This window comes from Pedobacter steynii, assembly GCF_900103665.1.
Lineage (GTDB): Bacteria > Bacteroidota > Bacteroidia > Sphingobacteriales > Sphingobacteriaceae > Pedobacter > Pedobacter steynii.
The window spans coordinates 303,348-323,731 of sequence record NZ_FNGY01000001.1 but is presented as its reverse complement, the minus strand read 5'-3'; the positions used below and the strand labels follow the sequence as shown (position 1 = coordinate 323,731).

Here is a 20,384-nt window from a genome sequence, read left to right as displayed (position 1 = left end):
AGTTACAGATGAATGTGAAAGGATATTTATTTATTATACTGTGCCTCAGCGTTGTCAACGGGAGTATTCGGGTCGTTTATCACCATTTTGGCAATGTCATCTTTACGCATAAATACAACTCCGGATTTCTCTTTGGCATATTTAATAAAGTCGTCCATCGCTTTAACTACTGCTGGCGTTCCACCAATACGGTCGTGAAAACTAATGCTCATCATCCGTCTTTTTGTGGCCCCTTCGGCATACAGCTGATCAAACTCCATTTTTAATTGCGAAAGAAACATTTCCGGCGTCCAGTGATTGCCAGCAATGTTCACAATGTCATTGTTGCGAAGGGTATACGGCATCACCACGAAGTTCTTACCATTTACTTTCGTGAGGAAAGGCTCGTCTCTGCTTAAATCATCGATATGATATAAGAAGCCCAGCTCCTGCAGCACTTTTAAGGTATTCGGACTACGGCGCAACCAGTTGGCATTGTAGCCTACCGCTTTCTGGCCGGTAATGGCTGCCACGGCATCTACTCCCTGTTTTACAAATTGTAATTCATCGGCGTAATTTTTGTTCCATTGGTTGTCCCAGGACATGCCGTGCGCCGCCATCTCATGACCTCCGGCAGCAATTGCTTTTGCCACTTCAGGATACCTGACCGCTGCCGCTCCGACCACATGTGAAGTCACCTTGATGTCGTACTTTTTCCAGAGATCGAGCATGCGGTAGATTCCTTCTGTCGCCCCATAGCGATACCAGCTTTCGGCGGCCAGATCAGGCTGACCTTTAGGTAATGGATTGCCTGAGAAAGGGCTTTCCGCTCCTTCCGGCTGACCACCGGTTTCAAATTGCATAGAGACCGAGATCACCAGCTGATCGCCGTTGGGCCAATGGGATTTGATGGTTTTATGAGGTGCAGGGTTTTCATTTTTCTTAGGGGATACAGTCCAGGAGACCATGATCATGACTCCTGTAATCAGGGCTACGAATGTTGCTAGTTTTCTTTTCATTTCTTTGTCAGTTGTTTTAAATGCAATAAATCTGTCTGATAAATGAAATAATGGTCATTTCATTTGATCAGATAATTATTTCGTACAAAGATATTTTGGCGAACAGGAACAGAATGGTAAAAATTCATTGTATTTTTGTAACAATTAATCAACGAATATGAAACGTTTCCAAGGCTATCATTCTTTAAATGTGTTTAGGCTTACACTTGACGAATGGACATTTCCCACACACAACCATAACTTTTATGAATTTATATATGTAGAAAAAGGAGTTGGGAATCATGTGTTAAATGATAAGTCCTGTGCCTATACAGAAGGAGATGTCTTTTTGTTAAGGCCTGAAGATGCGCACTACTTTGAGATTACTGAAAATACCCATTTCATCTTCGTAAAATTTACAGAGCAACTGTTTATAGAGAAACTGGAAGGCGGAAAAACAGCCAAATGGATGGAAGTGATCAAAACTTTATTACAGAATCCATCATCGGTAAATGGAAGTCTGGTTACTGATCCGGAAGATAAAAAACACCTTTCGCAGCTGTTGCAGATCCTGTTGATCGAGTTCAGCAAGACCTGTGCCTATAGCCGGGAAGTCGTATTGGAACTTTTTGGAGCAATCATGATGATGGTAGCTAGAAGTCACTCTACCGCTCAGTATGGGCACCAATGCCCAAGTAATACCGAGCTTGACAAATTAAATCAAATCCTCGGCTACATCAGGCTGCACACCATGGATGCAGAAAAAATGCGCATTGAAAATCTTGCAGAAAAGTTTGCGATGTCGCCCAATTACATCAGCATCTACATCAAAAAACACAGCAATGCTTCTATACAGCAGCATATCCTCCAAACAAAACTCAGGGCAGCCGAGCAATTGTTAAAGAATGGTCGTCATAACATCAATGAAATTGCCTCCAGGTTAGGTTTTACAGATGCCAGTCACTTCAATAAAACGTATAAGAAGTACATGGGCATCAGCCCTAAATTTGCAAGGCAAGTGGTCTGAAACATTTCAGACCCTTTTGCTTATACTTTCTTCAGGCGGAAAACTTTGGTTTCGTGTGAAGCGACCTTACCAGCCCATTGATTGGCTTTCCCCATCACTTTGTGCTGCCATAAATCTCTGATTTCATATTTAGCAGTTAAACCCAAATCACTGAAAGCAATTTTTGCATTTTGAGTTGAGGAAGCCTTATTCAATATCGCAATTGCATAATCGCCATTGGCCAGCGGGCGAACAAAAATGTCCCAGGTCTCGTTTTTAACTTTGCGTTCTGCCTGCTTAGCTAAGGCATCCTGGTTTAAGGCTATAATTTCTTTGTTTAATAAAATGCGTTTAGTCGTTTCTGTCATCGTCCGGATATCGTTACTGGCATATAGCGGAGAATTCAGCATGCACCACATGCTCATTTGGCTTTGGTATTCTGCATCCGTACAACCATTGGCATCAAATGCACCTGAGGGGCCTTTTACACCTTTTAAGCCGACATTCAGCATGTCGCCATCATTCCAGCGCCCAGGACCTGAAAACTCAGCCAGGCCAGCATTCTTATCGATCACGTTGTAAATACCAACTCCACCTTTACCATCGGTATCGTTCCATTTGTCCCGGATGTCAAAAGTGGTCCGCCAGCTCTGCCCACCTATTTCTGCTCCCCAGTTCCATGCTTCCCTTGGGCCCCACTCGCAAATACCAAGCACAATGTCCCGGCCTGATTGCCGCAAGGCCTTCGCCATATTTCCATAACGCAGTTTAGCCGTTGCTACATCCTCCGGCGCATTACAATAATCATATTTCAGGTAATCGATCCCCCAGGAAGCAAAAGTTTTGGCATCCTGATCTTCAAAGTTAAAGCTGGCGGTATATCCTGCACAGGTTAATGACGCGGCATCTGAATAAATACCCATTTTCATTCCTTTGCCATGCAGGTAGTCGGCCAACGATTTGATCCCGGAAGGGAATTTTAAAGGATCGGCGATGATGTTGTTCTTATTGTCTCTTCCACCCTGCCAGCAATCGTCAAGAAATATATATTGATATCCCGCTTCGACCATACCACTGGCAACCATGGCATCAGCCATCTCTTTGATGTCCTTTTCGTTCGGATTAACCGACATAATGTTCCAGCTCATCCATCCCATTGGCGGTGTGGGCGCTAATTTCACTTGTGCGGAGATGGTTCCTGCAATTAAAAGCAGCGCGAATACTAATTTCAGTTTCATTTTTGTGGTGTGTATGTTTTGTAAAAGGTTAAATTTTCAAGAGAATTTTAGAAGTTAACCCAGGGAAAATCAGCATTTACCGTATTCGGGAATTTTGGTAAATCATTGCCTGGAGTCCCCTCAAAAATTGGTTGAACTGAAGGGTTTGAAGGGTAGCCAGTTCCGTTAAATTTCATCAGGTGATTTTTACCGGCACTACTCAGGATCAAATCTTTCCATCCTTTTGTTTTAGTTTTTGCAATGATTACCGGATAATCGGTAACTGTAAACTGGGTCACTTTCTCACCTTCATGATTGAGCAATAAAAAAGTACAACCACCGGAACCACAGAAATAAGGGCCTGTCAGGCCGACAAAAATTTCGGTTTTACCATCCTCGTTAAGGTCATATTCAAAAAGAATAAATTTTCTGCTCGGCTCCGGGATCAGATTTTTAGACAAATCATCCTTAAATATTGTCACCAGTTTGTCTTTTACAAGTTTAACCGTGTTTTCATTATAAGCTTTTACCGTCGTCGGGGCAGTTGCCGGAACGGTATCAGTCCTTTCCGTTTTTTTCTGTTCGGTTGTCGAACTTAACGAATCCTTTGTTTCCGCAGCTGTGTTATTTTTTGGCGTCTGTTGACAGCTAAAAAACAACATGCTCCCAACAGAAAGGGTGATTAAAGATAGATTTTTCATATAGATAAATTTGTAGTTAGTAAAAGAGGAACGAGATGAAGGTGAGTGCTTGCTCCCTGGTGATTGGCATCCATTTTCAGCACTTCATTAAATATATTTCCCGCGTCCTCAAAACGTTTAAGGCCAAGATAGCCCAAACCGATCAGATAATTGCAATGGATGTAATTCTTTAAGTTAAGGTCCTGATCAAATACCAGTAAATCCGGAAGGGAAACCGCAAAATAATCGATCCTGATCTCATCGTTCAGGTGTTGCTTACCAAACTGAATAAAGCGTTCAAAGATCTCCTTTGCCTTCCCATCCTCCCTGAGTTTTAACCAGGCCAATCCCTGATAGAAAATCTGATCCGGTTGGGGATCGTTATAAAATATGGCCTGTACGGGTTCAGTCGGGCCTGTTGTAGCCATCAAAAACTTCTCTTTTGCCTGATCTGTCAGGTTCATCTGCTCATAAATACAACCTTGCAGGTAATGAACATCATTTTCCTGTGCCCCATACAACTTGCCTTCGCCAAGGTTGTGCGGGTACTGTTCTGTAGCCGAAAGCAGTTCCAGCGCAGCTTCATACGCCTCTTCCATCAATGCTTTTTTGGCCAGTGCAGTATGACAAATCAGGTATTGGCTTACCACCTTTCCTTCTCCACCTTCCCAGGGGTGAAACTGCCTGTTTTCAAGCAGCGCTTTTGCTTCTTCGCAACGGTCCAGTCGATTATATAAGCTTACCTTTTCCAGGTATAAATCATCGCGGTAACCCACCAGTTCCGGATGCTGTTCTAAAAATTCCAGACGGCGTTCCGGAAGATATCCAAGCTTCTTGTACAGCTGATCGAGCTCCATGAATACCCGGGCATCCCCAACATCCAGACGGAAAGCTTTCTCCAGTTCGATCAATGCCCGTTCTGAATCCTCTAACTGATTCTGATAGGCCAGAGAAAGGTTACGGTGTGCGGTCGGGAAAAGCGGGTCTGCAGCGACAGCATTTTCCCAGCAGGCTATGGCCTCAGGGAATTGCTGTCTGCCGAACCAAAAATTCCCCAGATAGTAATGCGCTTTGGCATCCTGAGGGTTTATTGAAATGGCTGACGATAATACATTTACATCTTCAATGCGGTGCGGAAAACAGAAATCAGGCGAAGCAGACTGTCCTTTCCTAAAGTAAGCCCTTGCCCCTTCTTCATCTCCTGTTTGCAGGCAACACCAACCCATATAATAATACACCATTGGATATGCTGCTCCTTCCTGCCCCTGCAGATAGACTGCTAACAATGCAATTGCCTCCTGGTATAATCCTGCCTGAGCATAATCTAATGCACATTCTATATAATTCTGCACATCCTGCCGCATCTGATGCACAAAATAGGCCAGCGACAGTTCCGAAGTATCCAGGTTTCCTGCTTCCTGCTGCATCACATATCTTTCATACAGACATCCGAAATTGAAAGGGTCGGTCAGCAGAGATTCTTCAATAAATGACATCGCCTCCTCTACTCTGTTCATTTTATGGAGGATGGCCGTTTTCAGGTGACGTACCGAATGCGCCTGACCATTGCGCAGCAACGATTTATTGATCAGATATAGGGCATCTTCAAAATCTCCTTTTTCTGATGCAATCCTTGCAAGTGCAAAAAAGCCCGCATCCTGCCAGGCGGCGTTCCAGGTCGATTTATAAATTGCGTCATAAGCTTCATCCAGTTTTCCCTGCATCTTTAAAGACCAGCCGAGGTTATAATAAGGCTCCCCGTCGTAGGGATTTGGATTCCTGAGCGTCAGGGTTTTTATTGCCGTACGGAAAAAAGGTTCCGCCAGGGCAAATTGTCCACGTCTCATATACCATAGCCCCATTGCGTTGTTGCAACGAACATCGACAGGCGTTCGCTTTAGGGCCTCCAGATAATAATCCGTCGCGACATAAGTCGCATGACGGTATTGTTCAATATGCAGGCCGTTCAGGTATAATTCTTCTATGGAAACGATATCCGCAGGATCTTTTGCAGCTGTTGCCGCCGGGGGAATTTCTTTCGGGATCGTCTCTTCCTGTTCATAACTCACCAGGAGCTGATGAGCCGCACTTTCTACCCGCACGCTGAGACTTTCCTGCCTTACTGTTGTATTTAGCGAAATGCTTTTTTCAAAGATTGAAGAAGGGGAAAGATCAAAAATGCTGGTATCGACGAGCACTTCATTTACAAATAACTTAATTAAGCAGGAAGGGAATGCCGATGTCGCGTAGACTTTTATGTCGACATTGTTTTGATTGATTTCCACGTTCAGCATCGCTTCCTTAGTCGCATTTTTCACAGCCCCAACTTTTGCATAGGGCATAAAATACTGTTCAAATGTTTTTTCCTCATTTGGTTGTAACCAGGAAAAATCAGGTTGATTGTCAGTAAATACACCCGTCATCAGTTCTATGTATGGGCCATCTTCATCCGTCAGGTTTCTGTCCCAGGATTGTCCGAAATCGCTATTTCCCCAGGTCCATTGTTTCTTTCCCGGTGCAATATGGTGGTTGGCTACATGCAGCATTCCTGCCTGCGTATCGTGCTCATATCCGCCGATAAAATTATATTCAGACCGGATCGCCATATAAGAAGTAGGGACCGGAATATTTTTGTAACGGGAGATATCCGTTCCGGGAGCATAGTCCTTTTTGTAATAGGTACCGGTGGCAATTGGAAAATCAGAAACATCTCTTTTCCCATGGTCAAAAACCGCATATACATCCGGTGGAAAAACAGACTGGTAATGGTCGTTCACCTTTACCGCAGGATTTGCCCACCACAGGAAGGTTTGCGGAAAAGGAGTACGGTTATATATTTTGCCTTTCACCTCCAGATAAGCCTTATCGGGATACAAGGTGAAACCTGCCATTCCTTTCGTCCGCGTCATCAGCTCCAGCTCATTTACCCAGATTGTTTTGCTGCCATCTGCATGTTCCTCTATCGTAAAATCTACTGCATCAAAAGTACTTGGGCGATGGTGTTGTGGCCAGTTAAATTCGATACCTCCGGAAATCCAGGGTCCTGTTAAACCAACCAGAGCTGGCTTGATCACCTGGTTATAATAGATAAAATCACGGTTTCGAACCTTATCAAAAGCCCTTTGAATCCGGCCTCCCAACTCAGGAAGCACCATGATTTTCAGAAATTCATTCTCTATATAGACCGCTGTATATTCTTTGTCGGTTTTTTCGTCGGATATCTTTTCAATTACAGGATTTGGATACACCGCTCCGGTACTGCCCTGGTAAACCCGCTTATCGAGAAAAATTGGGTTCTTCTCGGCTTTACCTGTTTCGTAAGTAGGGATGATGACTTTCTCTATCCATGCTTTTACTTCCATAATATTGCTTCTTGATAGGTATGATTACTTGATGGGTATCTGATTAATTAATGAGGTGTAAACACCGATTCCAGCTCTTCCAGGGTTTTTCCTTTGGTCTCCCTGACCTTTGTTCTGATGAAAAGAAAACCAAGCATACAGATCCCTGAATAGAGGTAAAAGGTGTTGTGCATACCGATCCATTTGGCCAGTACCGGAAAGGTAAAAGTGAGGATAAAGTAGGCTGCCCATAAACACAATACTGCGATGGAGGAAGCCGCTCCCCTTACATGATTTGGAAAGATCTCCGAAATCAGCACCCAGGTTACCGGTCCGAGCGAAATCGCATAGGTTCCTATTGCTGCCAGCAGAAACAGGCCCACCAAGGCAGAATGAACGGCAAGTAACTGCGCGATCACCACATACAATATCGCCAAGGCAGCTGCTCCAAACAACATCAGTGGTCTCCTTCCGATCTTATCTACCAGAAACATGGCAAGGACCGTAAAAAACAAGTTTACACCTCCTATGAAAACCGTTTGTAACAACTGATCATCTTTTGAGGCCCCAATACTGGCGAAAATATTAGATGGGTAATTAAACACCACATTGATGCCGCAGAACTGCTGAAAAACGGCCAGCACAATCCCAATCAATACGGCTGGAAATACCGCTTTTTCAAATACCGCTTTGTAACTGATCTTTTGATTTCCTTTCAGAGAATCTTTAATCAGTTCCATAGAACTAACTGAAAAATCTTCTCCCCCGATTTTCTTTAAGACCTCCCTTCCTTTCTCTTCCTTTCCGGCTTTGAGCAACCATCTTGGACTTTCCGGCAACCAGATTACGCCTATAATAAATAACGCTGATGGAACCGCTCCGAGACCAAACATCCATCTCCAGGCATCAGGACCACTGTTTCTTAAAGAATAATTGATCAGATTGGTGATCAGGATTCCAAGTACGATTGTCAGCTGATTGATGCTCACCATCCTTCCGCGATACTGAGCAGGAGATACTTCTGCAATATACATGGGCGACAATAGTGAAGCCATTCCCACCCCTATTCCAGCCACAAAACGTGCCGTAATGAACAGACCAAGACCAGAGGCAAAAGCCATGGCCAATGAGGAAACGCCAAAAATAAGCGCTGCGAGAAATAATCCTGGCCTGCGACCATATTTATCAGCCACCCGACCAGCTGCTAAACAGCCGATAATCGCGCCGAGGGCCAGCGATCCGGTAGCAAAACCTTCCCAGTATTCGTTCAAACCAAACTGGTCACGCAAAAAGGGCAATGCTCCCGAAATAACGGCAAAGTCAAAGCCAAAAAGATATCCACCCAATGCAGAGATGAAAGAGATGGACAACAGGTATGAAGTTTTAAAATGTGGCATTTTCAGGTTTAGGTTAACTATATCAAATTTGAACTTATATCCGCGGCAGCACAATAGAAATACTTACGAAAGGAATGGACAATATTACTTTATTTGCTTTTTATTTGCTTTCGACAAATACCAGTTCATCGATCATGGCATTGCTACCTGCAAGAGATTCGACACGAACCATCACCTTTCCGTCATTTGTGTCTTCCCTCATCACGAACAGCTTTACCCATTTCCCTTCTTTATCCAGCTTACCGGTCGTAAATTCCCGGCCTTCAATCCAGATTTTAGCATCCCGGCCTTCGTTATTCCAATCTGCAAAATGAATGAACAATTCTCCGATCACCCCCTGAGGAGGATTGATCTCCAATTCCATTTTCTTACCATACCAGGCTGCTTTATTGTCCCAGGTCCAGATGCCTTCTGTTCCACGCAGTTCGTACTTTGTATTGCGCTTCAGTACCGCCGTGCTTTCCGTTGCTTTGGCATAGAGTAAGGCGTCGGTGAAAGCTGCCGGAACAGGAATCTTACTTTCCGCTTGTTTGATAAATGGAAAACTTTTTTTCAGCAATTCGCCATCTACTTCTGTACCCGGGTTAAAGTCAGCCGTGTTGACATAATTTAAGAGGCTATGCCTGAATTGTTTTGCTACGGGGTTTTTAGCCGCCTGAACATCATAACCACAAATCAGCAACTTTCCTTTCCCAACCTTACATTCGAGCAATGATCCCAGTTTTTCGTTAAGATGAAAATCGCTGATCGGCTGTGCCATAGGTTTAATGCTTTCCGGCCATCCGGCCAGCTTAAATGCACGGCCTCCTTTACTGATAGATTCCCATTGCCAGTCTGTCCAGGAATCTGTAGGAAATTCACGGTATACCGGATGTTTATCGTTGATATAAGCGCCCAATGTGGTATTTTCCTGACCAGGGAAAAACACGTTAGACCAAAACAAGGGGCTAAAAAACACAGGCCTGAAGCTTTCTGTATTGCCCAGCTTTGCTGCATAAAGCAATACTGTTTTTCCATTTTGCAATGCCTCCAGCGTTTTTTCATCCAGCACATCAGTTTCTATCGTTTCTATCACCTGAGCGGAGGAAGCCTCAGCAGTTTGGTCAGGGTAGATCCACAAATCCCATTCATTGCGGTATGCTGTCCCGGGTAAGCTCAGGGATAACTTCGCTTTAGTTGCTCTATTCACGCTTTCTAAGCCTACATTTATGGTTCCGATCTGCTTTACTTCCCCTCTTTTAACAGCCACAGCCTCCAGTATTCCTGTTCCGAGTATGGTATTGTTTTCCGTTCTGATTTCCCACTTGATGTTATTGATCAGGTCAGCGCTGCCATAATTGGCCAGTTCCAGGGAAGCATTAAATGTTTCCTTACTTTCCCAAACGAACTTTTTAATCCTCGCCAGCGGAACCACCGCATTGTTATATTGCTTATAATATTCCGGGGAAGTGGTGCCTTTATCATCATAAAACACATCCAGCCAACCCACCAACGCTTCTCCCTGGCCCTGGTAATCCTGCAGACTCAGCATTTGAAATCCTGCACAGGAAGGCGTACGGTAAAAATTCTCGATTAAACTCTTATATAAAACCTTTTGTAATGCACCGCTGGCTTTATGAAAAACCTCATCCTGTTTTTCCAGGCCGTTGGCAACCGCCGAAGCCCTGCAAACTTCCAGGTTACGTGCTTTCAGCACCCCGGTATATTTATCAATTTCCGACCACAATGGGTAGATGGGAAACTGGCCAACTTCATGAGCAAGGATAGGAATATTGCTTTTGGAATAATTCTTCTCCAGATCGTAATCTGAGCGTGGACCCTGAAGTCCGTAAGTACCACCCACATTTGGAATATTATGCGTAGCAGAAAAATCATCCACCGGCATAATTTTTCTTGCCGTGGAAACCGCGTATAGCCTTCTGCTGTCTGTAGCTTTTAGCTTTTTTATCCATTCCTGCATCACATCGAAATCAGAATTCCCCAATTCGTTGCCAATACAAAGCATGGTAAAGGAAGGGTGATTTCCATAGGCATCCAGCATACGCTGCATTTCATCCTGTACAAATTTATCTGCTGAAGGATTTTTCCCCAAGCCTTTTGGCAAGCCCTGGGTCAGCATATCCGGGCGGTCTTTAGGTGGATCTGTCATCCACCAGTCGATCCAGATCGTTTCTGCCTGTATATAGATCCCCAGTTTGTCTGCCGCTTCAAAAGCAGCCTCCGGGGGACACCAGGAATGAAAGCGAACATGGTTGAGGCCGTAGGATTTATAGATTTTAAAAATCCTTTCCCATTCCTTTACATCGCAGGAAGGGTATCCCGTAAGTGGAAAATGAACACAGTCCAGATTTCCGCGCATAAATACCGGGGCATTGTTGATCAATATTTTTGAAGCAGAATGACTGATGCTCCGGAAACCAAAGTCTGCTGTGGTGGTGTTTTTGTTTTGTAGTGCCGCAGTAATCCGGTAACGATTTGGTGAAAACTCGTCCCATAATTTAAGCGGAAAATTTAACTGCAAACGATGTGTTTGACTTTCCGAGGCAGACAATCCCAGTGTTTTGCTGAATACGTTTTTATTGGTCTGCAAATCCAGGATGGTATATACCACCTTCATCGCTGCAGGATTTTCAAGCTTCAGTTTCAGCTCCAGTATTTTTTTCGCCGCGTCAGGAAAAACCTGCAGGTCAGATAGCTTTGTACTTGCCTGCGCCCGCAGCTCGATCTTCCCCGCAACGCCGTTCCAGATGCTTTGGGTATACTCGGTATATACATGTCCCTTATCGCCTATATTATAGATCATCCCGTTGTCAATCCTCAACACTAAAGTGTGTTTACCTGGTTTTAATTTACCGAGTGAATGCAGGTGCGGCACCGCGAGTGCATCCCTGCTGGTTAAAGGTTTTCCATCTACCCATACTTTAGATTCCCACATCACCCTTTCCAGAAATAACTCTACCTCTTTTCCTTTCCAGTTTGCAGGAATATTGATTTCTCTGCTGTACCAGGCTTTTCCAACATACTTATAGGCCCTTGACAAAATACCGTAATCGGCCCCTTCGGTTTTGGTTCCTTTTTTACCTTCGTCGGTAGAGCCTGGAAGCGCGATATTGTCTTTAAGTTGATGCTGATACCAGCGTTCTTTTTCTCCGTTTCCTGCAGGGTCCAGCTGGAATTTCCAGGATCCGGCAAGTGAAAGCTGTTCCTGTGCAAAAGCCAGTTGCCCCAGCAAAACAAAAAGAAAAAAGGCCGGAAAGAATCTCATAAATTGTACTTTTTAAACTGAAATTAAAATAGATCAATTGATCAAATACAAACTTAAATGAACCGGAGTGATTAGGAATGGATATTACATTGGTAATGATGGACTATTTTATGAATCAGCTTATTCTATAATGAGTTGTTTTTCCAGAAAAGACCGGAAGTTTTCCAATGATTGTTCATGGATATCCTCACAGCTATCTAACAGAAAAACATAGAAGATCTTACCTGGAAATCTATTCTGGCTTTGATTGGCACGGGCATACGTCATTTGTCCGTTTGCCTTCATCTGCAAAACTACCGGTTGTTCAAGTAATAAACCAGGATCTTCCGGGCTGTCTCTCTCGATTCCAACTGTGTAGAGGTGACCGCCACCAAGATGTGGATACAGATTTTTGTCTTTGATTTCGTAAGCGATCATTTGATCGTATTTGTTGGAAAAACTGATCTTTTGCCTCGTTGGATATTTGCCAACCAACTTTTCTACATAGCCACTGAGCTGCTCGTCCTCTCCCGCAACTTTCCCCATCAGTAACATGGTATAACCAATGTCTTTCCCGTTTTTATTCTTTACAGTTGGGGGTGTGATCACAAATACGCCCTGCCGGTTTTTATAGTCCGGGATATCAACTCTCCAGGTACTGTCCAGCAACAATTTAACCCCTAATGGCCGTGAAATGAAACTAACCATTTCTCCTTTCAATGCCTCCCAGATTTCTATGCGAGTGTTTGCGGGCCGAATTCATTTTCAAATGCTCCCGGTTTACCGAAAGCAAGCTTCGCCTTTTTCATGGCAAATACTGTTGTCGATGGCATACCAGCTATGGTGGAAATATAAGCATAATCATTCCAAAATCCGCCTGCATGAACACCCAATAGCATTTTTTGAGCCAAAGCAAACTGATCAATTGCCTTTGGAATCACATTAGCAAGTCCAAAATGGTAACCTAAAAACCAATACCCTCTGACATCTTCAGGGCTACTTTTGATGGCCAGCTCATAGTTATTTACCGCCAGTTGAAATGACTCAGACACTTCCATATTATACAGGTAATGTGAGATATCACCCAACAATAACTGCAGTTCTATATTTTGTTCTGGTATCGCAGAAAATGAGGTATAGGCATCTTTGAGCGCTGCGATGAGGCTTGCTTTTGGCTGATCATGAGTCCAGTTCTGCGTCCAGCGGTCGTAATACCTTTTATGATCCTTAATAAAATTGAAATGCCTGACTTGCGCGGCCTCTGTACTTATTTTATCAATATTGATATGGTCAATATTTGCAAGACATGGACCGCAAATGAAAGCGCAGATAAAGAGCGTAATAAAAAATTTAGCCATGAACGTATCATTTAACCGACCACGAAGGCATAGTTTCCGGTACTTTTCTGTTTTGCATAGTAAGTTAACTGCACAATTTCCGTTTGTTGATCAGGAAGTATAGGTGCGGTAAAAAGAGAGTTGTTACTTTCAAGATCGAATTGCAGCGGAACCTGGAGCGTCTCCTCATTTGCCAGCGTAAGTACCGCCCATACCTCAAAATCCTCATATGACCAAAAAGACTTAGGTGTTCCCTGCGTAATTTTGCATCCGCACATCATTTCTACAAAGACAGCTAATAATCCAGATTGTGGATCTGATAAGAGCAGCAGACCAGGTACAGTCAGGATGACCTCATACAAATCCTGCAAAGGACTAAGCACGATACTCTGGGAAATGGTTAATGTTTGCCCGTCCGGCTTAGGGATGATGGCGGTTAAGTTCGCCGTTTCTTCTCCGCTGATCAGGATTGCTGCACTTCCATAAATGGTATTTGCATCCGTCGTTAAATAGTTAACAATTGGCGTGTCACTGCCGTTCATTTGCAGGATAGGCATACAGCTGCTACTTCCTGGTGTAAAGCAAGCGCCAATATTCCCATCGTCCGTATTGCTCGCCAGCTGGTAAGGTAGCTGGACGACTCCTTCCGAATAGCTAAGTATGATGTCGATATTATCCGTCTGGTAGGCATTAGGTCCGAGAAACTTCCCTCCCAATGCCTGCAGGTAAACATTAAGTGTTGCTTGAGTACTCATATTTATGCAGGTTTTTAATTGTTTTAGTTTAAGAGCTTTGGCAGAATCTCAAAAGCAAAAGCAGTGATCTCATCGGCCGAATTTGCAAGTAAAACTATCGCAGTTTTTTTCTTTATATTGAATGCTAAAAAGCTCCGGCTTCCACCTGTTCCTCCATTGTGCCAATAATACACCTCTCCTCTCTCCTGTAATAAGTGCCAACCCAGACCGATAGCAGGCTGTTTTGAAAAAGTAACTTTATGGGAAAGATTAAATGCCGCAGATAAATCAGGATCTCCGCTTTCCATATTATTCTTAGCATACGTCAGTAAATCATTAACAGTAGATTTAAGTGCCCCGCAGCCGGCAAGTGCATCAAAATCCCAGGCCTTAGTCTCCACCGCATTTACCCCATAAACTTTCACAAAACGTTTGCTCAATTCTGGTGTTAACTCCTGAAACGTAGACTTCATTTTTAGTGGGCCAGTGATGATTTCTTTGACTAGTGTTTCATAGGTCTTTCCACTGATTCTTTCCAGAATCAGCGCCAGCAAACCAGGTGCGGTATTTGAATATGCATAAACGGTTCCGGGAACAGCATCTAATTTGCAATTTTTGAGACTGGCAAAAAACAACTGCGGTGTATAGTTCTTGTAAGGATTTAAATCGTCTGTGTTTTTATTAAAAAAATTGCCCGGCAAACGGGGTAATCCGGAAGTATGGTTGCTTAAATTTACGATACTAATTTTTTGAAGCTCCGGATTTATTGCCAGAGAGTCCGGCAGGTATTTAGTGATCGGATCTGTTAAGCTTATTTTCCCTTTGTTCACATAATAGGCTAATACTGCAGAAGTAAAGGTTTTCGTAATAGAACCGATCTCAAAAATAGTATTGGCATCAGGAAGTTGTTCTTTTTCTTTTTGGGTCGTACCATATCCATAGGTATAGGTCTTCCCCTCTTTGATGATACCAATACTTAGGCCTACCGCATCCGGACGCTTCATAAAAGGCATGACCATTGAATCTACCTTTTTGTCCAGTTTAGATTTCAGCGGATTAGAGCTAAGAACAGGCCCAGTTACCAGTACAAAAGGCGAAAAAAGCGGATTAACTAACTTGTTATCCTGATCAATTGAAAAAGAAAACGCTAAACTATTCTTTTCAAATACCAGCATATATTTATACAGGTTATCTTGAGAACTGAAAAAAGATGCTGACCTGATCTGCCCCAGGGGATAAATTTGCTTTTCAAAAAATGCCTGCAGGTCATTTTCAGTTGCTGTAGCTTTAAATTCCTTACTGGTCAGGGAATAGATCAGGTTGACATTCTTTTCATCAATGTATTTCTTTACAAGATGGAACAAAGAATCACATTTCTTTTGTTGGTTATCCTGGGCCACAGTGACCAATGGTACAAGGCTCAGTAATAAAATTAATGCTTTAAAGTAAGTAAGTTTCATCATCTAAATCAGGTCATAAATGCGCCAGGTTTAATTATTGAAAGATCATCGTCTTTCCAGTCAAACACAGGAGTCATTCTTTTAACGAAAATAGCTTTAAGGATTCATATTTACTAAAATAATTATATTTGTTAGCAAATACTCAGATTCAAAAGCATAATTTCAGACCAGTTTAAACCATAATGCAGGAAATCATTAACAATTATCGGGCGGAAAAAGAAGAATCCATTCTGGAAGACTTCAGGTTTATTCATAACGGCAAAACCGGCTATTATGAAATCTTCGATTTGAATTACTGGAAACGAAAAGACCTGATTTTTGAATTGTATCATAATTATGGGTTAGCGGACAAACCTTTGATAAAGTGGCTGTTGACCGAAGAATTAAAAGCTTCTCAAATAAACACACCGGTTTATACGGTAGACCTTTGCGCATTTATGTTATACAAGCATATGGAAATGGAGGATATCTACATGCTTTATGACGCTAAATTTAGTGCAGGAACAGATCTTCAGGTGTATGTAGACATAGAGCTACTTTTTGGATTTGACAGAAACGAAACCAAAGCCTATCTCGAAAACAAACCGAAAGACAAACGGAAGAATAAAAAGGTCCTGAAAGCGATTGAATACTATGAGCAAAACCCGGATGCCACATTCAAGTCGAGAGCCGCATATATTGAACATTTTGAAACGAGAAAGATAAAGGGAATAAAATCCGATCTTGAGGAATTAACGGAAAACCAGTAAAACATTGGAATGATAAGGTGTAAATCAAATTAGTTCGTAGCTTTGGAAAGAAAAAAACAACATGGCAGTATTACATAGAAAAGAAGAGAAAATTGCAGTCGTACTGAGTAAGCTTCCAAAAGATTATACAGACAAACAATTCGTTGACACCTTTATTCAGCTTTATTCTCTGGATTGGGGAAAGATAAAAGCCAATTACATTAAACAATCTCAGGATAAAGAACCAGGAGCAATCATTACGATGCCAAAGCCTGAACTTTACTTAAAAAGCATTTTAGAGACCTACCTTGAAAATTTAAAAGAAAGCAAGGGCGGTAAATAATAAAAATTCCGGTACAATCTATATTGTACCGGAATGAAATTCTTCAATATAAGCTTACTGGTTAAAGCGTATCGCTGATCTTATGATAGTAGATGTAAGATACCGCCAGAATTGCCATCACAATTAACGGGAAGAAACCGTTAAAGCCAAAGCCATCCACGGCAAAATGACTTACACTGGCCGCAATAAAGTCAAACCCAAAGCCCGCATAAGCCCATTCTTTTATACGTTTAGGTGTTTTTGGAATAATCAAGGCTATTGAGCCCAGCACTTTAAACACCACGAGCATTACTCCGAAATAGTCCGGATATCCCAGGTGTCTGATTCCTTCTTTCGCAAGTTCCGTTTGAGAAGTTAATGCAGGCATCACGCCTTCGAACAGAAAAATAAGGGTGGTTGTAATCCAATAAATTATTTTATTCTTTTTCATTTTGATTGGTTTGTTTAAGGTTCATTTACCATTTCAAAATTAAGTCCGAATTCCTGGTTTAGAGTAGTGTAAAAACGACATATTCAGGGGGCAAATCAGACAATAGGATATTGATGCACTTATTTACTTGTTTTAAGGCCATTTAAGAAGGCCAGTTTCACATAAGCCGCATCAACGAACTCATGATGCATTAAATTAATTTGCGTGCCTTTTGTCAACTCTTTATACAAATTCAGAATTTTGCCCTTTCCTCCGGCATCAGCAAGATAATTGAGGAAGAATTCCTGCGCTTGTTCTTTTTTGTTTCCGGAAACATTCCATAATTTCCATTCCTGAAAATGAGTCATATATCCCAGTTGTTCTCCATAGATCATCGCGTTCTCAAATTCTCCATCATCTTGTTCCGTTAGCCATTTCTTTAACCGTTTTGAAGAAATAAGAAGATGTGGCAGCAACTTCACAAAACCAGTACTATTTAAGGAGCTGGACTGAAAAAAGATTTCAAAAGTAATGTCTTTATCAGCTGTCGTCTTTTTTAAACTTTGACACTGCTGACTAGCTTTAAATCCAAAATCACAAAGCCCGTCACTGATTTTATTACATGCTGCTAAAAAAAATTCTCTTGAATTCATAAAGGGTTGCCTTGCTTTCAAAACTAAACATTTTGGGCTGATCAGCAAGCAATCCCAGGTCATAGCATTAGAGAATTGTCATAAAACAGCAGCAGCTATTTGATTATTAAAAACTATAATTACATTTACGTAACTGATTACGTAATTAAATATACAGATGAACATTTATAATACCGTTGGGAAGATGGCGATCGGAAGTCGCCTCCGCAGATTAAGTGAATTGATGATGGATCAGGCAGGTGAAATCTATGCGCTATACGGAATTGAGCTGCAGGCAAAATGGTTTCCTGTAGTTTATGCACTTTCTGGTGGAGCTGAAAAATCAATTACTCAAATTGCACAGGAGATCGGTCACTCCCACCCCTCTGTGAGTACCATTGTTAAAGAAATGGTGAAACAAAAGATAGCGAAAGAAAGCCCGGGTAAAGAAGATGCACGTAAGAACTTCGTGAAACTCACTGCCAAAGGACTCGCGATTAAGGAAAGTGCCAAGATTCAATTTGAGGATGTAAATTCTGCGGTTGAAAATATGCTTGGTGAAAGCCAGTACAACCTTTGGAAAGCCATTGAAGAATGGGAGTTTCTGTTAGGTCAGAAGAGCATGTTGAAGAGAGTGGAAGAAGAAAAGAAATTGAGAGAAAGCAAAGCGGTAGAGATCGTCCCCTATAATGACAGTTATCAGCAGGCATTTAAAAAGCTGAATCAGGATTGGATCACCACCTATTTTAAAATGGAAGAAGCCGATTTTAACTCGCTGGACCATCCTAAAGAGTACATACTGGATAAAGGAGGCTTTATTTTCATTGCACTGTACCAGGGAAGCCCTATAGGTACCTGTTCGTTGATCAAAATGGAGAACAACACTTTTGAACTGGCTAAGATGGCGGTATCAGATGAAGCAAAAGGAAAAGGCATTGGCTTTATGCTGGGGAATGCATTAATTCAGAAAGCAAAAGAGGAAGGAGCTAAAGGATTGTACCTGGAAAGCAATACGATTTTGAAACCGGCAATCAACCTCTATCATAAGCTTGGCTTCAAAAAAATCACAGGAATTCCTTCTCCATATGAAAGATGTAACATCCAAATGGAGCTTATCTTTTAAAATCAAGGTAGAAAAATATTGAAATGAGTGTCACTGTAAAAGAAAAACAGGTTGTTTTTTGCCCTTAAGGACTGAAAAAAGGCCGTTTTACAAAATATTTTAAAATATTTCAATCTTTATTTGGAAAACCAGTTAGGATTTGTACTTTTGCGCCGGAGAGTTGGCAGAGTGGTCGATTGCGGCAGTCTTGAAAACTGTTGACTTGTCAAAGGGTCCGCGGGTTCGAATCCCCCACTCTCCGCCAAATGGTGATCAAAGCCATACAAAAAGCCTGGAATCGTAAGATTTCAGGCTTTTTTTGATTTTAGTTGGGTATTAAAACTCTCATTAATTTTCAAAAGATTGGTGAGTGATTCGGTGAATAAATCTTTAAAAGAAAACGATGCACCAGAAATTAAATATTAAACTGATATTGAACAGGCTACAAGACTAAACATCTTGATTCTCAATCACTGCAAGGCTAAATTTGTTTACTTTTTAATGTTTAACATTATGAAAACCAATTTCAGCTTGCTCTTCTACATGAAGAAGCCAAAGAATTATCAAAAAGGCGTTGCCCCTATCTATTTACGTATCACAGTGAATGGTAACCGATCAGAAGTGACCACTGGACCTAGTTGTGAATCCTTCAGATGGAATGCCCGTGTAGGCAGAGCAAATGGTAATAAAGAAGAAATCAAGACACTGAATACCTTCTTAGATCACCTACAGATTAAAGTTTATGAAGCGCACAGTCTTTTAATGGAAGCAGATGAAATGATTACTGCCGAAACGCTGCGTAATAAATTCCAGGGCAAGACAGAGAAGTGTATGACCTTAATTGAAGTCTTTAAGGATCATAACCTGAAAATGGAATCATTGATTGGAAGTGAATTTAAGAAGGGAACTGCGGAACGTTACCGCACATCATTAAAACACACGATAGATTTCCTAACGTGGAAATATGGTCTCCTAGATATTGAAATCAAAAAAGTAGACTATACTTTCATTTCTGAGTATGACTACTACCTCCGTTCTGTCCGTAAATGCGCAAACAACTCTGCCGTGAAGTATCTCAAGAACTTCGGTAAAATTATCCGTATTTGCCTTTCCAATGGCTGGTTAAGCATTGATCCGTTCTTAAACTACAAACCTAAAGTCAAAAAAGTAGATCGGGTTTATCTCAACGCTGAAGAGATTTTGTTGATGACTAGTAAAAAGATGGCAACTGAAAGGCTCACTCACGTAAGAGACATCTTTTTGTTTTGCTGCTACACTGGCCTTTCGTATATAGATGTTAAAAATCTAAGAGGGATAGACATTGTAAATGGTATAGATGGCGAGAAATGGATTTCCATAAAAAGAGAGAAAACCAACACTCCTGCACGCATCCCTTTATTACCGATGGCCTCTGCCCTATTAAATCAATATCAGGAAAACCGGATCTGCTTAAATACCGGATTGCTGTTTCCTGTTTTAAGCAATCAGAAGATGAATAGCTATCTAAAGGAAATAGCTGACTTCTGCGGTATAGACAAACCAATAACCTTTCACATTGCCCGGCATACATTTGCGACAACTGTTACCTTACTGAATGGAATTCCTATAGAAAGTGTTTCAAAAATGCTCGGTCATACAAATATCCAAACTACTCAACATTATGCAAAAATACTGGATATTAAGGTTGGTGCTGATATGGCGCTATTGAAAAAGAAATATGCAGTAATTTAATCTGCAGGGCACACAATATTTAACGCTCCTTAGCGTCTTTATATAT

Annotated in this window: 17 protein-coding genes and 1 tRNA gene; 6 read left to right on the top strand and 12 right to left on the bottom strand. The window is 41.9% G+C overall.

Annotated features, from left to right (window positions below; all coding sequences use genetic code 11):
- Positions 1 to 26: 26 nt before the first annotated feature.
- Positions 27 to 998, bottom strand: a complete 972-nt coding sequence (locus tag BLQ87_RS01280) for a polysaccharide deacetylase family protein (protein ID WP_074604209.1) — start codon at positions 996 to 998, stop codon at positions 27 to 29.
- 157 nt (positions 999 to 1,155) lie between these two features.
- On the opposite strand from BLQ87_RS01280, the gene BLQ87_RS01275 reads away from it, so the two are divergent.
- A complete protein-coding gene (locus BLQ87_RS01275; RefSeq protein ID WP_074604207.1) occupies positions 1,156 to 2,004 on the top strand; it encodes a helix-turn-helix domain-containing protein in 849 nt (282 codons plus the stop codon).
- Between the two features lie 20 nt (positions 2,005 to 2,024).
- Here BLQ87_RS01275 and BLQ87_RS01270 read toward each other — a convergent pair whose 3' ends face one another.
- From BLQ87_RS01270 to BLQ87_RS01230, 9 genes are all read right to left on the bottom strand, one after another.
- Positions 2,025 to 3,221, bottom strand: coding sequence for a glycoside hydrolase family 27 protein (locus BLQ87_RS01270; RefSeq protein WP_074604205.1), 1,197 nt, complete (start codon positions 3,219 to 3,221; stop codon positions 2,025 to 2,027).
- A gap of 47 nt (positions 3,222 to 3,268) precedes the next feature.
- Complete coding sequence (locus BLQ87_RS01265; protein WP_074604203.1) at positions 3,269 to 3,901, bottom strand: hypothetical protein; 633 nt, start codon at positions 3,899 to 3,901, stop codon at positions 3,269 to 3,271.
- Positions 3,898 to 7,242 carry a DUF5107 domain-containing protein gene (locus BLQ87_RS01260; RefSeq protein WP_074604201.1) on the bottom strand — a complete coding sequence of 1,115 codons (3,345 nt, stop codon included), beginning with the start codon at positions 7,240 to 7,242 and terminating at the stop codon, positions 3,898 to 3,900. Before BLQ87_RS01260 ends, BLQ87_RS01265 begins: the two co-directional genes overlap by 4 nt.
- 47 nt (positions 7,243 to 7,289) lie before the next feature.
- Positions 7,290 to 8,618, bottom strand: coding sequence for a sugar porter family MFS transporter (locus tag BLQ87_RS01255; RefSeq protein WP_074604199.1), 1,329 nt, complete (start codon positions 8,616 to 8,618; stop codon positions 7,290 to 7,292).
- A 100-nt stretch (positions 8,619 to 8,718) separates the two neighbouring features.
- Positions 8,719 to 11,883: a glycoside hydrolase family 2 gene (locus tag BLQ87_RS01250; RefSeq protein ID WP_074604197.1), complete on the bottom strand. Its 3,165-nt coding sequence runs from the start codon at positions 11,881 to 11,883 to the stop codon at positions 8,719 to 8,721.
- A gap of 120 nt (positions 11,884 to 12,003) precedes the next feature.
- Positions 12,004 to 12,570, bottom strand: a complete 567-nt coding sequence (locus BLQ87_RS01245; protein WP_074604195.1) for an MATH domain-containing protein — start codon at positions 12,568 to 12,570, stop codon at positions 12,004 to 12,006.
- A gap of 26 nt (positions 12,571 to 12,596) precedes the next feature.
- Positions 12,597 to 13,220 (bottom strand): hypothetical protein, encoded by a 624-nt coding sequence (locus BLQ87_RS01240; protein WP_074604193.1) that lies wholly within the window; start codon positions 13,218 to 13,220, stop codon positions 12,597 to 12,599.
- A gap of 11 nt (positions 13,221 to 13,231) precedes the next feature.
- Positions 13,232 to 13,954 carry a hypothetical protein gene (locus tag BLQ87_RS01235; RefSeq protein ID WP_074604191.1) on the bottom strand — a complete coding sequence of 241 codons (723 nt, stop codon included), beginning with the start codon at positions 13,952 to 13,954 and terminating at the stop codon, positions 13,232 to 13,234.
- Between the two features lie 23 nt (positions 13,955 to 13,977).
- The gene (locus BLQ87_RS01230) at positions 13,978 to 15,396 is read right to left on the bottom strand and encodes a serine hydrolase (protein WP_074604188.1); all 1,419 of its coding nucleotides are present in this window, start codon (positions 15,394 to 15,396) and stop codon (positions 13,978 to 13,980) included.
- Between the two features lie 179 nt (positions 15,397 to 15,575).
- Between BLQ87_RS01230 and BLQ87_RS01225 the strand changes: the two genes are divergently transcribed.
- Together BLQ87_RS01225 and BLQ87_RS01220 are read left to right on the top strand one after the other, a co-directional pair.
- A complete protein-coding gene (locus tag BLQ87_RS01225) occupies positions 15,576 to 16,142 on the top strand; it encodes a hypothetical protein (RefSeq protein ID WP_074604186.1) in 567 nt (188 codons plus the stop codon).
- A 61-nt stretch (positions 16,143 to 16,203) separates the two neighbouring features.
- Positions 16,204 to 16,464 (top strand): hypothetical protein, encoded by a 261-nt coding sequence (locus tag BLQ87_RS01220; RefSeq protein ID WP_074604183.1) that lies wholly within the window; start codon positions 16,204 to 16,206, stop codon positions 16,462 to 16,464.
- 61 nt (positions 16,465 to 16,525) lie between these two features.
- Here the strand turns inward: BLQ87_RS01220 and BLQ87_RS01215 are convergent, their stop codons facing one another.
- Together BLQ87_RS01215 and BLQ87_RS01210 are read right to left on the bottom strand one after the other, a co-directional pair.
- Positions 16,526 to 16,894 carry a DoxX family protein gene (locus BLQ87_RS01215; protein WP_074604181.1) on the bottom strand — a complete coding sequence of 123 codons (369 nt, stop codon included), beginning with the start codon at positions 16,892 to 16,894 and terminating at the stop codon, positions 16,526 to 16,528.
- 119 nt (positions 16,895 to 17,013) lie between these two features.
- Entirely contained in the window at positions 17,014 to 17,526 is a 513-nt protein-coding gene (locus BLQ87_RS01210; RefSeq protein WP_143010298.1) for a hypothetical protein, read from the bottom strand.
- A gap of 157 nt (positions 17,527 to 17,683) precedes the next feature.
- Here BLQ87_RS01210 and BLQ87_RS01205 point away from each other — a divergent pair, with 157 nt between their 5' ends.
- The 3 genes from BLQ87_RS01205 to BLQ87_RS01195 all read left to right on the top strand — a co-directional run bounded on the left by BLQ87_RS01205 (position 17,684) and on the right by BLQ87_RS01195 (position 20,338).
- The gene (locus tag BLQ87_RS01205) at positions 17,684 to 18,628 is read left to right on the top strand and encodes a bifunctional helix-turn-helix transcriptional regulator/GNAT family N-acetyltransferase (protein WP_074604177.1); all 945 of its coding nucleotides are present in this window, start codon (positions 17,684 to 17,686) and stop codon (positions 18,626 to 18,628) included.
- A 154-nt stretch (positions 18,629 to 18,782) separates the two neighbouring features.
- Positions 18,783 to 18,872 (top strand) — tRNA-Ser (locus BLQ87_RS01200).
- Between the two features lie 248 nt (positions 18,873 to 19,120).
- On the top strand, positions 19,121 to 20,338 hold the full coding sequence (locus tag BLQ87_RS01195) for a site-specific integrase (RefSeq protein ID WP_074604890.1): 1,218 nt from the start codon (positions 19,121 to 19,123) through the stop codon (positions 20,336 to 20,338).
- Positions 20,339 to 20,384 lie beyond the last annotated feature (46 nt).

Excerpts from the sequence above, each read along its gene's own strand:
- BLQ87_RS01235 (WP_074604191.1), bottom strand. The coding sequence starts at position 13,954 with ATGAGTACTCAAGCAACACTTAATGTTTACCTGCAGGCATTGGGAGGG.
- BLQ87_RS01230 (WP_074604188.1), bottom strand. The coding sequence starts at position 15,396 with ATGATGAAACTTACTTACTTTAAAGCATTAATTTTATTACTGAGCCTT.
- BLQ87_RS01225 (WP_074604186.1), top strand. The coding sequence starts at position 15,576 with ATGCAGGAAATCATTAACAATTATCGGGCGGAAAAAGAAGAATCCATT.
- BLQ87_RS01210 (WP_143010298.1), bottom strand. The coding sequence starts at position 17,526 with ATGAATTCAAGAGAATTTTTTTTAGCAGCATGTAATAAAATCAGTGAC.
- BLQ87_RS01275 (WP_074604207.1), top strand. The coding sequence starts at position 1,156 with ATGAAACGTTTCCAAGGCTATCATTCTTTAAATGTGTTTAGGCTTACA.
- BLQ87_RS01260 (WP_074604201.1), bottom strand. The coding sequence starts at position 7,242 with ATGGAAGTAAAAGCATGGATAGAGAAAGTCATCATCCCTACTTACGAA.
- BLQ87_RS01270 (WP_074604205.1), bottom strand. The coding sequence starts at position 3,221 with ATGAAACTGAAATTAGTATTCGCGCTGCTTTTAATTGCAGGAACCATC.
- BLQ87_RS01205 (WP_074604177.1), top strand. The coding sequence starts at position 17,684 with ATGAACATTTATAATACCGTTGGGAAGATGGCGATCGGAAGTCGCCTC.
- BLQ87_RS01220 (WP_074604183.1), top strand. The coding sequence starts at position 16,204 with ATGGCAGTATTACATAGAAAAGAAGAGAAAATTGCAGTCGTACTGAGT.
- BLQ87_RS01195 (WP_074604890.1), top strand. The coding sequence starts at position 19,121 with ATGAAAACCAATTTCAGCTTGCTCTTCTACATGAAGAAGCCAAAGAAT.
- BLQ87_RS01255 (WP_074604199.1), bottom strand. The coding sequence starts at position 8,618 with ATGCCACATTTTAAAACTTCATACCTGTTGTCCATCTCTTTCATCTCT.
- BLQ87_RS01245 (WP_074604195.1), bottom strand. The coding sequence starts at position 12,570 with ATGGTTAGTTTCATTTCACGGCCATTAGGGGTTAAATTGTTGCTGGAC.
- BLQ87_RS01280 (WP_074604209.1), bottom strand. The coding sequence starts at position 998 with ATGAAAAGAAAACTAGCAACATTCGTAGCCCTGATTACAGGAGTCATG.
- BLQ87_RS01265 (WP_074604203.1), bottom strand. The coding sequence starts at position 3,901 with ATGAAAAATCTATCTTTAATCACCCTTTCTGTTGGGAGCATGTTGTTT.
- BLQ87_RS01215 (WP_074604181.1), bottom strand. The coding sequence starts at position 16,894 with ATGAAAAAGAATAAAATAATTTATTGGATTACAACCACCCTTATTTTT.
- BLQ87_RS01250 (WP_074604197.1), bottom strand. The coding sequence starts at position 11,883 with ATGAGATTCTTTCCGGCCTTTTTTCTTTTTGTTTTGCTGGGGCAACTG.
- BLQ87_RS01240 (WP_074604193.1), bottom strand. The coding sequence starts at position 13,220 with ATGGCTAAATTTTTTATTACGCTCTTTATCTGCGCTTTCATTTGCGGT.